We start from the raw sequence: 13,268 nt of genomic DNA, 5'->3' as shown, positions 1-13,268 counted from the left end.
ACCGGGCAAAAAGTAAGTCCGTCCTTCAGGCAGGATCCATTCGACCTCGTCGAGCAAGCTGGTTTGCCATGCCGCCGCCATCGAGCGTCCCATTTTTTAGCCGCCGCCGCAGTGCCGGTCGCCCGAGAGATGTGGTTGCCGATCAGCGTCGCGATTCCGGCCTGCCGTGCCGCTGATCTCTGCCGCCTTACTCGGTTGAGGGTACCCCGCCTAAATCGCGTCTCGCGAAATCCGATCTCTCGAAACCTCGATCCCCCGGCGAGTTTTGAGCGAAGTCGGACAGCTGACGACCGATGTCCGCTTTCTGGTCGGTTCAGCGGCGAGTGAACGGCGGCTCTGGGTCAGGCCTGCAGTCTGATTAAGAACGCGCAAGCGACAAACCATTATTCAACCCTGACCGGATTGCGCGCGAATTCTCGCCTGGGCCGCTCGGATGTCGTCGCTTCCCGCAGCCCGCAAACGGCGTTGTCGGGGCAGGTCCGCGTCTTCGATCTCGAGATGGGGGTGGGGGCGGACGTCGGGCTCACGTCCTGCGACGTCAAGTTCGCCATGACGCCAACGCCCTCTCGCTTCCGGGATTCTAGCGAGGATCAGGGCTTGTCGCTGCTGAATCTCGTTCAGCACTTCAAGAGCCTCCGCTTCCCCCTCCTCGACTTGCTCCACGGCGTTGGATGCCGATGCCGAGTCTTCGGTTTCGGTCCGAACGCTATCGGCCGACCCGGCCTCGTCCGGCACTTTGATCTCACTCTCGATCGGCTTTTCCCCGTTCGTTTCGGCTGCATCGATCGTCGGCATCTCACCCTCCTGCTCCGCATCGGCAGTCAGACGTTTTGCGAGGAACGGGTTGGTGTCTTCCGGGTAGAGCGAGGGCGGTTCCGGCAAGCGGCCCGTCTGCCCCTCGAACAAGGGCAGAAGCTCCTTGTCCTCGTAGTAGGTCACACGCTGCGCGATGACCGGCTTCATGTTCTGCACCAGGGCAACCACCTTGTCGGTGCCCAGCTGGCGCAACTCGGCGGCGCGGATCAGGCGCGTGCCCTCCTCACGCTCCGAAAACGAAGACATGAACTCGTTCGACCGCCACGACTTCGATTTCGCAACGCGCGTGAAATCGCCGATGGCGCTCGACACGTACTCCGGTGTGTCGTTGTCGGCGGGCGACATGAAGAGCTGCAAGCGGCAGTTCGCCAGGAAGACCGCGGCACCCTCTCGGCCGTAGAGGGCATTGTCGCGGATGCTGGCGAGGGTCTGCACCACGATCATGATGCGCCCGCCGTAGCCGCGCAGCGTCGTGACGGCTTGCTGCAGGACCTCCATGCGGCCGAGCGATGCAAACTCGTCGAGAAGGAACAGCACCGGATAGGGCTCGTCCGGGCCGGGCTCGGCACGCTGCAGAAGGGCGATGGTCTGCTGGAACATCAGCCGGACCAGCGGTGCCAGCGGCACGATGTCATTCGGCGAGACGATGACGAAGATCGACGTCGGGTCGCGGCGCAGGTCGTCGATGTTGAAGTCCGACTCGTCCGTGGCGTCCCGCACGGCCGGGTCGGCCCAAAGGCCAAGGCCGCCGTCCGCGAGGACGGAGAGGTAGGAGGACAGGATGCGCGACTCCATGCCCGCCATGCGGTTGAAGATCTTCTTCGCCTCCTCGGCCTCGACCTCGCGCGCGAGGCGTTGAAAGACCTCGAACGCCTCTCCGGGCTCGGCCAGCGCATCATAGATCGCTCCGATCCGAGGTGTGCCGCGCTCGATGGCGAGCAGTGCCGTCGCGGCAAAGATCTCCCGGGCGCCTTCGAGAAAACCCTGTCCGTTGCCGCGCGCGACGATCAGCGAGGCTGCCAGGCGGCGTGACTCGGTGAAGCGGCGGCGCGGGTGAACATCGGCGACGTAGGCGAGCGGATTGTAGCGATGCGTCCGCCCGTGCGGATCGTAGGGGCTGAACTTGAAAACCTGGTCGCCCATGGCGAGGCGCCGGCGCGCGGTCAGCTCGAAATTCTCGCCCTTCACGTCGAGGCAGAACACCGAGCCCTTGTAGGTGAGGAGGGTCGGGATCACGACGCCGACACCCTTGCCCGATCCGGTCGGCGCCGCGATCAGGCTGTGCGGAATATCGTGCGAGGTGAAGAACTCGCCCGCGGATCGAGGGCGCGCCAGCTTGCCGTAGATCGGCCCGCGCAAGTCCTCGAGCCTGGCGGTGAGCCCGGCCTTGCGCAGCTGCTGAGGCTTCGCCCACTCGGCCGAGCCGTGGCTCGTGCGCTTGGGCTTGTGGCCGATGGCTGGGACCGCCACGACGAAGAAGGCCGCGACGCCGGCGAGGATGATGAGACCCGTCCGGAAGGGCTCGCCGAACCGGCCGACGGTCCACGGGGCGTGCTCGAAGAACGTTCCGAAGCCGACATCGGCAATGTCACCGCCGGTGCGCCAGGTCGTGTAGCCACCGGCAGCGAGCACCCCCAGCAAGAGCCCGACGCCGAGCCCGATCAGGGCGAGGACGAGAACGTCGCGTGCGGTCTTCCCCACGACGTCCGCCCCTACAGCCCGCGTCCTCCATCTCGCTCGCGCGCTCTGCGGGCGGCGTTCCTTCGCTCCTGTGCGTCGCGCTCCTGCCGATCGGTCTCGGCTCGCTGCGCCTCGGTGTCCCTGTCGGTGCGGGCCTTGTCAGCCTCCACCGCCGCGCCGCGCGCGGGCGGTGACGTGGTGCGGATCCCAGGTCCAGCGTCGACGGTCGGCCCGCTCCGGGCTTCCTCGCGGGCCGTCTGATAGACGGCAGCGATCTCCGTGTGCATGCGCTGCAAGGCGCGATCGCGCTGCTCGCGGGTCTCCTCGCGGTCGCCGCGCAGGCTTCGCGACAGCTCGCGCTCACGCGCCTCGGCCGCGCCATACTGGTCCGCGAGGGCCTTGGACGGTGGCCCGCCCGAATAGCGCTCCACCGTCGCCTCGCCGTTGAGGCCGTATCTCTCGGCGATCCGGCGCACCTCGACATCGGCTGCTCCCTTGAGCGCCGCACTTTGCGCGTCGCTGCCGGCGAGGCTCTGATAGCGCCCGGGCGCGGCAGGCCGCTGGAAGTCACGATACTGGGCATCCTGCATGTAGGGCGCCGCCTCGGCCTTGAGGCTCGCCACCTGCCGCATCAGCCGCACGCGCTCCACACCGCCCGGCAGATCGGCGATCCCCTCATCCATCCGGTCGAACCGTGATTGCGTCTCGATGCGCGCCTGGTCGAGCTTCTGGCTCATCGTGGCGATCTCCTCTCGGCTAATCCTCGTGTGCTGGTCCTGCCGCTCGGATAAGGCCATTCCATGTTCGATCGTGGCAGAGACACGACGCAGGGCCTCCGCCATCGCCGGCGAGTCACGCTCCAGCATCGTCGCCTCGGCCGCGAACCGCCGGGCGTAGTGGATGATCGCGGCCGCGGCTCGGATCGCCGAAACCTCCGAATGAGCGGGCGCCACCGGCGTGCGGCCATCCCTTGCGGCGCGGCGGAACTCGGCGTCGGGAACGGTCCGGTCGTGAACACCTCGGGCAAACCGCGGCGTCGCCTCGAGGTCGATCCCCTCGGCCTGTCCGACCTTCACCGCGAGGTCGCGCATCGCCTGGTAATTGAAGGTGCTGCGCTTGGAGACCTTCAGCCACGTCCCGTTGTCGAGGCCACGCCGGTGCACGACGACGTGGATATGCGGGTGGTCCCGGTCGGTGTGAAAGGCCGTGTAGTAGTCGAAGCTGTCGCCGCCATAGGCCCCGGAGCCGAACATCTCCTCGGCCCACGCGCGGCCGGCTCTTTCGGCCGCGGCCTCGTCGGTTCCTTGCGGGAAGCTGACGATGAAGTGTGAAGTACGGTCCGCGCGCGCCTCGCCGTCGGTCGGCATGGCCCAGGCACGGACCATGTTCGCGACCTCCTCCTCGTCGATCTCGATGCCCATGAAGCGCTCGGAGCGCTGCAACTCGACTCCACCCTGACGCGCCAGGTAGTTCATCTGCGCCTTCAGCCCGGCGACGTTCCGCGCTCCGCCGGTGCGAACCATCTTTACGACGGCCTGAGCGCTGTGCCCTGGAACGCAAGGCGGCATCGGCGCCCCGCCAGGAGCGATATCCTCCTGATGCGCCGCGACGATGGACTGCCGCATGGCCGCGCGCCCGCCGCGTCCGAGATCGATCTCGCCCCAATCCTCGCCCATGACGGCGTCGACGGCCGACACATAGGCCGGCGCCACTCTTCCCTTAGCCAGGAGCTCCAGAACTTGATGACTCACGAGGACGACGCCCGGCGCAGCCGCGCTTCGCCGTCCGTCCGCCGCGTCGCGGTCTCAGTGATGGTTCGCAACTCTGAATCGAGCCGCGACAGAGCCTTCCCGAGATCGCGGCGCTCTTCCATGAAGGCGCGATAGTCCGGCTCGAGCGTTCGATTAGCGGCCTTCGCGATCTGGTTCACGTTCCGTGCGATGCCGGCAATCTGGGCCTGGAGGTCCTTGAGGACGGCGAGCGTCTCGGCATCGGCCTCCAAGAAGCCGCCGATGCGACGCGCCGCGATACGCAACGCGCGGTTCCGTTTGAGGCCGACTTGGGCGATCGCCGCGTCGAATGCGACGAGCTCGGCCTCCGTCATCTTCACTGAGATCGTCTTCTCGGCACGCTCGCGCGTAGTGCTCGGGGCATCGCTCTTCCAGGCGCCACCTGACAGGCGGCGGTTCGGCCAAGAGGTCTGGCCTTCGGAGTGATCGGTCATGAAGGGGGGATTGGGCCGGGGTGAGGTGGGCTTTAATCGCGAAAGTTCTACTTTCGCATATATCCTGCCTCGTACCTCACCTCAACCCATTGTCTTTTAAGCCGCAACCGCGCCCGGGGTGAAGGCCGGCCTATCCATCGCACCACGCTTGAGCCATCAGGGCCGTGAAGTCCGACAACTCATGCGCCATTGCAGAACTACCCCTTTGCATCGGCGCATCAACGCTGCAACACCCCAGAGCGACAGAGCAGCAACGCTGCATAGCATATTCACCGATCCGCATGTTTACGGCATTGCCGTATTGGCCTCTCACATCTACGCTGCAATGCGTCTCCGCATCAACGCAGAAACACACCAATCTCTCCTCACATCGCCACAGCTCCGCATGTCTGCACATTAACTCCCCTGCAGGATTGGCGTGATACCGCGACACAGCAATGCCCCTACGGCGATGCACCGCGCAACATCAAGGCATCGCTACGCGAACGCATCTCCGCAGCGATGCAGCACCACAGCGTCAGGAAGACGAGGCAGTCGGCATGAAACTCATCGCGTTCACATCCTTCAAAGGCGGGAGCGGCAAATCCACAACGTTGATGGCCGTCGCCTCCATCCTGGCCGAGCGCGGGATGAAGGTTGCCTGCTTCGAAGCGGACGATAACGAGCCCCTCGCCACCTGGCGGGACTATGGAAACGAGATCGGCACGTGGGACGAGACCAAGTGCACGGTCTACCGCGCGCTCGATCTCGACGAGTTCGAGAAGAGCTACGAAGCGGCCGAGAAAGACGGATGCCAGATCGGCCTCATCGACACCCGTGGTGGTGGATCCGATCTCAACCAGGCGATCCTGATGAACGCCTCCCTCATCGTCATTCCGACCGGGCTATCCGTGATCGAGATCGACGAAGCGTTGGAGACGCTGCGCTACGTCGTCGAGTTCATGAAGGCGATGAAGATCGATCGACCCGTCGGCCTCTCGCTCAACCGCGTTCCCACGGGACGGCTTTCCAAGGGGGAGGAGAGCAGCCTTGACGTCTTGAAGGAAATGCCGACCTTCGATGCAAAGATCCCAGCGCGCCGTATCTACTCAGAGATCAAGGGGATTGGCCTTCTTCATCTCTACCACAAGCGTCTGACTGAAACGCCGTCCAAACGCATCGCCGCTAGCCACACCGAAGTGGCTCTGATCGAGATGCGCTCTTTTACCGATGAATTGCTTGCTGCCCTCGAGGAGGATCACTAATGGGCATTGTCCGACCCGGCAAGGGTACCCCGCCCTTCGACGAATTCCGGCGCAAGTGCTCCCCGAAAGGTGGGTTCTTCGGCGATACCGAAGGCTCTTCAGCACAGACCAGAGAAGCCGAAGCGCAACCTCCCGCCACTGAGGCGCCGACACCCGCACAGACGTCCGCCGCCCCAGTCACGAAACCGGCGCCCGACCCCAAGCCGAAGCCAAAAGTCGCGGCACCAGCCGGCCCGACGCCAGCTCGACCAGCCCCCAGCAAATCGCCTGCGCCAGCTGACGCGGCGCCAGCCCCGGAACCGGCACCCGCTACCCCCAAAGGCGAGACGATCCTGCTCAAAGCACGGCTCGCCATACCGGCACAGGGTCACAGCGCGACGTTCGACCAGGCCGCCGCGGTCTATGGCGATAAATCCGCCCTGCAGCTCCTGTTGGCGCCGGCGCTGACCGCCTACAGCGCCGCGATCCAAGCCGGCGCCATCGGCAATGCGCTGCCCGAGTACCCGAGAGGGGAGGGGAGTATCCAGATAAGCCGGGCCATCAGCCCTGAGGTCTACGAGAAGGCGCGGGCCATCCTCGATCCGATGGCGCTGTTCCCGCCGGGCAAGCTCGCTGCCGCCATCTGCCGCCAAGCGCTCAGCCATTCCTTGGCGGCCGGCTGAACGGATCGGATCCGCCGCAGGAGCCGCGGCCCGGCAAAGCCGGGCCACGGCTGCGGGGGCTGTCTGCCCCCGGCGCGCGTTGCGCGCTCCCCCGAGGATATTTTTAGAAGATGATTGAGGAGAGAGGTCCGCGGCCCGCCGACTTGAACCTCAGCGTCGGCCTGATAGGCTGATGCCACGGTACAGCCGGGGACGGCGATGACCGTGAAGGTGATGGCCGGAGCTTTCGCTCCGGCCTATTTCTTTGCGGGCAAGCGCGCGCCGAGCCGGATCACCTCAGAAGGGCAGGGGGCGCGATCGCCGCCCGGTCAAGTCTGCCGCTGGTCCATCTCGGCAGGATCGAGCGGCCGGGCCGAAAGCCCCAGGCCCATGGCCGCCATCACGCGCAACACCGTCGAGAACTTCGGGTCGCCTTGCTCGCCGAGCGACTTGTAGAGGCTTGTCCGCCCGACATTCGCCTCGGCGGCGATCTCCCCCATGCCGAGGGACCGCGCCACGTGGCTGAGGGCCCGCCGAAACTCCGCGGGATCACCGTCCTGCATGGCATCCGACAGGTAAGCCGCACGCGCCTCGGGGCTGTCGAGATAGTCGGCCTCGTCGAACTCCGGCAGCGTGCTCACATCAATCTTGTTCGTCATCGCCCACATCTCCAATCGTCGATGCAAGAGTTTTCGCTTTCGCGATATCGGCTTGCTGACTGTCCTTGTCGCCACCCAACAAAAGAACCACGATCGTTCGGCCTTGCTAGGTAAAACACACGCGGTATCCTGGCCCGAAGTCGATGCGAAGCTCACTGACACCGCCGCCAACCGGCTTGACGTCACCGAAGTTGCCGGCCTTCATCCGCCCGATCCGACGTGCAATGACAGCACGGGCACGCATGTCTCGGAGCCGCCGCAGCCATTTGTCGAACTCGGGAAGCGGAACGATCCTCATCCCAACAATGTCTCCTATGGGAGACGGATTGCAAACGCTCTGTCTCCTACAGGAGACAATAAAATCGACATCGGGCCGCAACGCGGCCTTCGGCGCGAAGCGCCGGTGCGGGCCGGGGAAGGGCGCAGCTCTCCGCCGGCTCGCACAATTTCGGGCTATCCGCCTCGTCTTGGTCGTCCTCGCCGCGCTGGGCGCTCGTCCATCGGCCGGGCGCGCACGAAAAAGCCGCCGCACCATGTGGCGCGGCGGCTCGATCTGCCTGCTGCGGCGGTCGGATCAGGCGGCAAGCGCCTCGTCGATTTCTTCGGCCTTCGCGGCCTCCTCGCGGCGGGCACGCTGCAAGATGAAGTCGGCGGCCTTCTGCGCTTCGGACGCGGCGCGGAAGATAGCGCGCTTGTCCTCCTTCAACGCCTTGAGCCATCCCTCGACGTAAGCGCCAGACTGATCGAATGCCGGCGTGACGCCGATCTGAACGCCCAGCATGCACGCCCCGATCTCGGCCACGAGTTCCTCGAAGGCATACGCCTTGCGGTCGGAAAACCGCGAGAAGCGATCAAGACGGACGCTCGCGCCGGTCCAGTGGGTGAGTTCGTGCGCAAGGGTGCCGTAAAATCCCTGCGCGTCGTCGAAGGTGGCGACGGGCGGCATGTGGATGCGGTCGGCCTGCACGTCATAGTAGGCGCGGGGGTCGGCGCTCGTCTCGATGGTCGCGCCGGTGCGCGCAAAGAAGGCGTCAAGCTCGGGGTCGGCCGCGGTGCCAAGGTCGCGCGCCGGGTCGGGGCGGATGTAGAAGTCCTCGGGCAACCCGTCGATCTGGTCGGCGTTGAAGACGCGGTAGGCGCGGCAATAGGGGATGCGCTTTTCCTCGCCGTTGTCGCCCTCGCGCTCGATGGTCCCGTACTTCACCACACACGCGGATTTCTCGCCCTTGCGAACCTGCCCGCCGAGCTCGCCCGCCTGCCGGTAGGTCATCCAGCGCGCCGACGAGAAGCCCGCCATCGCCGCCGTCGCCCACAACATCAGGACGTTGATCCCGCGATACTCGTCACCATTGAAGCGGCGGGGAAGGCACGCACCGCCAGGGCCGCCCGTCCACGGCTTGCGCCAGGGCGGTGTCCCGGCCTCGATCTGCGCGATGATTTCGCTGGTGACATGCTCGTAAACGTCGAACTTCGCCTTCGCCATGTGTGGCCTCCGTCGCAGCCCGTCCGGTCCTGGTACCGATCATTGGGCGGGGTTTCTGAAGAGGCCCGCGAAGCGGCCCTCTCCTGAAACCCTGCCTCCCGGCGAGGGCAGGAGGGGGTGCCACGCAAGCTCGCGCGCAGCGTCCCGAAGGGGGCGGGGGGAGGGGGATCACCCGGCCACGCAGCGCGGCCGTCAGGCCGTGATCGTGGTTGGGGACACCCCCCGCCAGCTGCGCGCGAGCTTGCGTGGGGGAACCGGCGGTTCCCCCTGCGCCAAAGGGATCGTGACCCGAATGGGCCGAGACTGAGGGGGGAGGGCGACCATGCAGCCCGCGTCGGGCGGCGGCTCGGAGAGACGCCGCACGGCGCATCTGGGCTGCAGGGAGAACGCCCCGCTCAGGCTCGGGGAGGCCCGTTTACGGGCCGAGTAGAGCCCGGTCCCGCGTGCGGGATTGGCCCGGACGGCTCATCGCAATTCGGCTCGTCTGAGTGAAGCCCTCGATCAGCGGAGGGCGGCGCCGATCACTGCGCCGGACGGCGATCGCGAATGATCGCTTCATCACCGAAATAGCTGATCCAACGATCGAAGATCACGCGGGCCTCGTCCTGCGCGCGCCGCGCCTCATCGTCCAGGCACTGCATGTAGTCCTCGATGCCCTCCATGTACGCAGCGTACTCGTCATTGATGAAGGCGCGCAGCTCCGGGTCGTTCCTCGGCGGGGCGTAGGGGTAGGGCTCGGCCGGCGGCAGGCAGGCCTGGCCGAAGGCCGTGCCCGCCTCGAGCAGAATGGTCCCTCCAGCGACGAGGAGACGGCCGAGGACAGCCCTCATCAGTAGGTGATGACGTTGACGACGCCCCCGCCATAGTGAACGCCGGTGTTCCACTGCTGCCAGCCCGGCGAATAGGCCGCGTCGGTCCCAGGCTCGACGACGATGTGGGTGCGCAACGTGTGCCGCTCCGGCGCAGACTTGCCGAAATAGACGGTCGTCCCGTCGTCGCCCGCACCGTAACTGATGGAGGAGGTGTAGCAGAAAGCGCGCACTTCAGTCCGGTAATCCTCGTTCCGCACCTCGTGATGGAGCTGCTTATCCTCGGGACAGGAGAACGCCTCGGGCGAGGTCGCGGAAAGCCAGCCATAGTCCACGTCGTAGTTGTCGTACGGCGTGCCGTCGCTCATGAGACAGAGCCCGATCGGCGACTTCGGCGGGACCGACGTGATGCGGTCGATCATGTGCTCAAAGGCGTCGGCACACCCGGCCGGAAAGCCGCCCGCAAGACACAGGATGAGCTTGCAGTCGATGTCATAGGCGCTGGCGGCCTGGGCCGTCGGGGCGGGGAGGGTGGCTGCACCGATCGCCAACACGGCGGATCCGATGACGGGCCAGCGAGAGGATTGTTTCATCATGCGGACTCATGTAGTCGCAGCGCGAGCACATCCTCGCATTTGCTGCAAAATTGAACTATCGGCTACATTTTAAATCTGACGAAAATGCGATGTGGGCGGCGCTGCTCGGCGGGGTGAGAAGGCGACACGGGTAGCTGGATAGGGGCCTAACGGGGAAGCCGGTACGCCCTCGCAAGGGTGGCGCGCATCGCGGGACGCGTCGGTCTGTCAAGCGTGACTAATGGTACCCTATACGTTACCTTAATGCATGATGGAGGTGTTGCAGTCCGAAGCCGAGGACGGCAGCTGTCCGTTTGCGGATTGGTTCGATCGTCTCGACACCATGGCCGCGTTGAAGGTGCAAACGGCGCTCGACGGCGACGCCGACGACGAGCACCGGGATGATCGCAAAGCTGGGCTTGATCGGGGTGTTCGTCGGGGTCGTCCCGGTCGCCTTGGGCATGCTGTTCTACCCCGCACTACGAGCGGGCGGCGGCAGGGCGTTCCAGTTCGCGCTTGCGCTCACCGTCGGACTGCTGGCGTTCCTGTTGGTCGATACGCTCCAGGAGGCGCTGGAGCTCTCGAGCGAGACAGCGCCAGGGCTTCACGGCGGCGTCCTCGTCTGGCTTGTTGCAGCAACGATCTTCGCAGCGCTCATGGCGGTGGGACGGCGCGGCGGTTCGCTGGAGGGCGTGGCGCTCGCCGCAGCGATCGCGCTCGGTATTGGATTGCACAATTTTGGCGAGGGGCTCGCGATCGGATCGGCCTTCGCAACCGGCTCGGCGGCGCTCGGCTCATTCCTCGTGCTTGGCTTCACCCTGCATAACCTGACTGAAGGTATCGGCATCGTCGCGCCGATGGTGTGGCGCCGACCGAGTCTTTGGGTGTTCGCGGCTCTGGCCGCGCTGGCGGGGCTGCCTGCGGTAGCCGGCGTGTGGCTCGGCAGCTATGCCTTTTCGCCCCACTGGGCGGCGCTTGCCTTCGCGGTGGGCGCCGGCGCCATCCTGCAGGTCATCGTCGAGGTCGGCGGATTGTTGGTACGCGACGGGCAGCGTGAGGGCCGCCCGTGGCTGTCTGGCGCCGCTCTTGCCGGGGCCGGATCGGGCGCGGCTGTGATGTATATGACCGCGCTGCTTGTTCAGGTCTAACCGCCAGCCGCTTCACAACCAGCGAACCGAAATCGTGCAGATCAGACTATCCAATCTTCCCCAGCACGGGGAAGGCGTCGAGCAGCCAGTACGAGAGTGCGCTTAGCCTTCCGGTCAACATGGCGATACCCATGGCAACCATGACCAGGCCTGCGGCCTGGTGCAGCCGCCGCCCGACGCGGCCGATGCTGCGCAGACGCCGGGTCAGGCGGTCGGTGAACGCGGCGGCGAGCAGGAAGGGCACCCCGAGGCCTGAGGAGTAGATGCCAAGCAGCGCCACGCCCTCCGAGACGGTCGCGGACGTGGCACTCGCGGTCAGGATAGCGCCGAGGATCGGACCGATGCAGGGCGTCCAGCCGAAGCCGAACGCGAGCCCCAGGACATAGGCGGAGGCTGGTCGCCCGCCCGGGATCGAAAGATGGAACCGGAAGTCGCGCTGCATGACGGCGATCTGCGCCATGCCGATCATGAACAGGCCGAACAGGATGACGATGCCGCCACCCACGAAGTTCAGCTCGTAGCGGTAGCGCAGGAGCACCTGGCCGAGCGCTGTGGCGCTCGCTCCCAGTATCATGAAGACCGTCGAGAAACCCAGCACGAAGAAAAGGCTCATGCCGACGGCCTGCCGGCGTCGGGTATGGAGCTGCGCGTCGATGGCGCCCGCGGACTGCCCGGCCACATAGGACACATAGCCGGGCACCAGCGGCAGCACGCAAGGGGAGACGAACGAGATCGCGCCGGCGAGGAACGCCGTAATCAGGCCAACTCCCGAGAGTTCAAGCATCGGCTGTCGCCCGCGTCTGACGCCGCGCCTGAGGTGCATTGGCGAAGCGGAAGCCGGCCAGCGGAATGACGATCCATTGCAGAACAGGGCTGAGCCCGGCATCGATGATCGGGATGACCGGCATCAGGTCGCTATATGCCCAGGATTCCCGCACCACGATGTTGAGCCACTCGCTGAACAGCGTGTAGGTGAGGCCGAAGACGATTGTCAGGCCGACGACTAGGCCGTTGTGCGCGGCGGGCCAGGCCGAACTGCCAACGAGAAACAACGCCAGCATCACGGCGCTGAGCGCAATGAGAACGTCCCCTCCCGTGCAGTGGAGCGCGGCGAAGGCGATTTCGGAAGGCGTGCCGGTTCGCCAAAGGGTATAGAGCGGCATGTGCGCGAACTCCCAGGTGAGGTTCGCAACCGCGATGAAGATCATGTAGCGCCGCAGCGTCCCGAGCCAGGCGCCGGCTCCGTCCGGGCATGCGGCTCCGGATCGCAGCCCGGTCACCGGAATAAGTCCCTGATGCTGCTCCACCAGCCGGCTTCCGTGGCCCCGTTGGAGCGGGCCGGAGCGTTTGTAAGCCCGTTGATGTAGAGAACCAGGTTCATCGGGTCGAAGCGAAGCCCATGGAACTTGGCGGCGAACCGCCCTTGGCGATCGATCACGTACGTCACGACGCCGTGCATCTGCTGCCCGCCGTCGAGCGGATCGAAGCGGACGTTGTACGTCTCGGCGAGCTCCCGCGTCGCGCCCTCGGCGTCGCCAGGCTGGGCGGTGAGGAACGTCCAGTTGTCGAGATCAAGACCGTGCGCCTCGCCGTAACCTCGCAGCACGTCCGGCGTGTCGACGGCAGGATCGGTGGTCACGGTGATGAATTGCACCATGTCCTTCATCGGCGTGATGTTGATCTTGGACTGGACGTCCGCTATCAGCTCCGAATGCAGCGGGCAGACATCGGTGCAGCTGGCGAAGATGAAGTTCAGCACGACGATCTTGTCGGCGAAGTCGGAAAGCCGAACGGGATTTCCATCAGCGTCCGCCAGTTCGAAGGGTGGCGCAGGCTCGTCGATCTTCTGGAAGAACTGCTCCTTGTCGCCCATCACCTCGTCGAGGTTTTCGCCGGGGTGATGCGCCATTGCAGGCGTGGCGAGGGAGAGCGCGACCAGCAGGGCGGGGAGTATCGTAAAGCGCATGATGATCCTTGTGGGGCCTTCTG

Annotated in this window: 13 protein-coding genes and 1 pseudogene; 3 read left to right on the top strand and 11 right to left on the bottom strand. The window is 65.7% G+C overall.

Annotated elements, in window-relative coordinates; translation table 11 throughout:
• Nucleotides 1–387 precede the first annotated feature (387 nt).
• The 3 genes from virD4 to MRB58_RS23415 form a co-directional block, all read right to left on the bottom strand.
• Entirely contained in the window at nt 388–2,517 is a 2,130-nt protein-coding gene (virD4, locus tag MRB58_RS23425; RefSeq protein ID WP_244782113.1) for a type IV secretion system ATPase VirD4, read from the bottom strand.
• A gap of 11 nt (nt 2,518–2,528) precedes the next feature.
• A complete protein-coding gene (locus tag MRB58_RS23420; protein WP_244782112.1) occupies nt 2,529–3,971 on the bottom strand; it encodes a relaxase/mobilization nuclease domain-containing protein in 1,443 nt (480 codons plus the stop codon).
• A gap of 272 nt (nt 3,972–4,243) precedes the next feature.
• The gene (locus MRB58_RS23415) at nt 4,244–4,720 is read right to left on the bottom strand and encodes a DNA mobilization endonuclease VirD1/MobC family subunit (RefSeq protein ID WP_244782111.1); all 477 of its coding nucleotides are present in this window, start codon (nt 4,718–4,720) and stop codon (nt 4,244–4,246) included.
• Nucleotides 4,721–5,259: 539 nt separating this feature from the next.
• Between MRB58_RS23415 and MRB58_RS23410 the strand changes: the two genes are divergently transcribed.
• Nucleotides 5,260–5,964 carry an AAA family ATPase gene (locus tag MRB58_RS23410; RefSeq protein WP_244782110.1) on the top strand — a complete coding sequence of 235 codons (705 nt, stop codon included), beginning with the start codon at nt 5,260–5,262 and terminating at the stop codon, nt 5,962–5,964.
• Nucleotides 5,964–6,626: a hypothetical protein gene (locus tag MRB58_RS23405; protein ID WP_244782109.1), complete on the top strand. Its 663-nt coding sequence runs from the start codon at nt 5,964–5,966 to the stop codon at nt 6,624–6,626. Before MRB58_RS23410 ends, MRB58_RS23405 begins: the two co-directional genes overlap by 1 nt.
• 308 nt (nt 6,627–6,934) lie before the next feature.
• On the opposite strand, the gene MRB58_RS23400 is transcribed toward MRB58_RS23405, so the two are convergent.
• The 5 genes and pseudogenes from MRB58_RS23400 to MRB58_RS23380 form a co-directional block, all read right to left on the bottom strand.
• Entirely contained in the window at nt 6,935–7,264 is a 330-nt protein-coding gene (locus MRB58_RS23400) for an addiction module antidote protein (RefSeq protein ID WP_244782108.1), read from the bottom strand.
• Nucleotides 7,248–7,562: pseudogene (locus tag MRB58_RS23395) on the bottom strand (type II toxin-antitoxin system RelE/ParE family toxin). Before MRB58_RS23395 ends, MRB58_RS23400 begins: the two are co-directional and overlap by 17 nt.
• A 276-nt stretch (nt 7,563–7,838) precedes the next feature.
• Complete coding sequence (locus MRB58_RS23390) at nt 7,839–8,747, bottom strand: ArdC family protein (protein WP_244782107.1); 909 nt, start codon at nt 8,745–8,747, stop codon at nt 7,839–7,841.
• A 521-nt stretch (nt 8,748–9,268) separates the two neighbouring features.
• Nucleotides 9,269–9,577 carry a hypothetical protein gene (locus MRB58_RS23385; RefSeq protein WP_244782106.1) on the bottom strand — a complete coding sequence of 103 codons (309 nt, stop codon included), beginning with the start codon at nt 9,575–9,577 and terminating at the stop codon, nt 9,269–9,271.
• Nucleotides 9,577–10,152, bottom strand: a complete 576-nt coding sequence (locus MRB58_RS23380) for a hypothetical protein (RefSeq protein WP_244782105.1) — start codon at nt 10,150–10,152, stop codon at nt 9,577–9,579. Before MRB58_RS23380 ends, MRB58_RS23385 begins: the two co-directional genes overlap by 1 nt.
• A gap of 380 nt (nt 10,153–10,532) precedes the next feature.
• On the opposite strand from MRB58_RS23380, the gene MRB58_RS23375 reads away from it, so the two are divergent.
• Nucleotides 10,533–11,279: a hypothetical protein gene (locus tag MRB58_RS23375; RefSeq protein ID WP_371747312.1), complete on the top strand. Its 747-nt coding sequence runs from the start codon at nt 10,533–10,535 to the stop codon at nt 11,277–11,279.
• 46 nt (nt 11,280–11,325) lie between these two features.
• Here the strand turns inward: MRB58_RS23375 and MRB58_RS23370 are convergent, their stop codons facing one another.
• The 3 genes from MRB58_RS23370 to MRB58_RS23360 are packed head-to-tail and all read right to left on the bottom strand — an operon-like array spanning nt 11,326 to nt 13,245.
• Nucleotides 11,326–12,063 (bottom strand): cytochrome c biogenesis CcdA family protein, encoded by a 738-nt coding sequence (locus MRB58_RS23370; RefSeq protein WP_244782104.1) that lies wholly within the window; start codon nt 12,061–12,063, stop codon nt 11,326–11,328.
• A complete protein-coding gene (locus tag MRB58_RS23365) occupies nt 12,056–12,586 on the bottom strand; it encodes a hypothetical protein (protein ID WP_371747311.1) in 531 nt (176 codons plus the stop codon). Before MRB58_RS23365 ends, MRB58_RS23370 begins: the two co-directional genes overlap by 8 nt.
• Nucleotides 12,556–13,245, bottom strand: coding sequence for an SCO family protein (locus tag MRB58_RS23360; protein ID WP_244782103.1), 690 nt, complete (start codon nt 13,243–13,245; stop codon nt 12,556–12,558). Before MRB58_RS23360 ends, MRB58_RS23365 begins: the two co-directional genes overlap by 31 nt.
• Nucleotides 13,246–13,268 lie beyond the last annotated feature (23 nt).

The sequence above is a fragment of the Acuticoccus sp. I52.16.1 genome, from assembly GCF_022865125.1.
Taxonomy (GTDB): domain Bacteria; phylum Pseudomonadota; class Alphaproteobacteria; order Rhizobiales; family Amorphaceae; genus Acuticoccus.
Note: the sequence above shows the minus strand (reverse complement) of the source record. Positions and strands in the feature narration are given on the sequence as shown.

Excerpts from the sequence above, each read along its gene's own strand:
- MRB58_RS23420 (WP_244782112.1), bottom strand. The coding sequence starts at position 3,971 with ATGAACTACCTGGCGCGTCAGGGTGGAGTCGAGTTGCAGCGCTCCGAG.
- MRB58_RS23415 (WP_244782111.1), bottom strand. The coding sequence starts at position 4,720 with ATGACCGATCACTCCGAAGGCCAGACCTCTTGGCCGAACCGCCGCCTG.
- MRB58_RS23410 (WP_244782110.1), top strand. The coding sequence starts at position 5,260 with ATGAAACTCATCGCGTTCACATCCTTCAAAGGCGGGAGCGGCAAATCC.
- MRB58_RS23405 (WP_244782109.1), top strand. The coding sequence starts at position 5,964 with ATGGGCATTGTCCGACCCGGCAAGGGTACCCCGCCCTTCGACGAATTC.
- MRB58_RS23400 (WP_244782108.1), bottom strand. The coding sequence starts at position 7,264 with ATGACGAACAAGATTGATGTGAGCACGCTGCCGGAGTTCGACGAGGCC.
- MRB58_RS23390 (WP_244782107.1), bottom strand. The coding sequence starts at position 8,747 with ATGGCGAAGGCGAAGTTCGACGTTTACGAGCATGTCACCAGCGAAATC.
- MRB58_RS23385 (WP_244782106.1), bottom strand. The coding sequence starts at position 9,577 with ATGAGGGCTGTCCTCGGCCGTCTCCTCGTCGCTGGAGGGACCATTCTG.
- MRB58_RS23380 (WP_244782105.1), bottom strand. The coding sequence starts at position 10,152 with ATGATGAAACAATCCTCTCGCTGGCCCGTCATCGGATCCGCCGTGTTG.
- MRB58_RS23375 (WP_371747312.1), top strand. The coding sequence starts at position 10,533 with ATGATCGCAAAGCTGGGCTTGATCGGGGTGTTCGTCGGGGTCGTCCCG.
- MRB58_RS23370 (WP_244782104.1), bottom strand. The coding sequence starts at position 12,063 with ATGCTTGAACTCTCGGGAGTTGGCCTGATTACGGCGTTCCTCGCCGGC.
- MRB58_RS23360 (WP_244782103.1), bottom strand. The coding sequence starts at position 13,245 with ATGCGCTTTACGATACTCCCCGCCCTGCTGGTCGCGCTCTCCCTCGCC.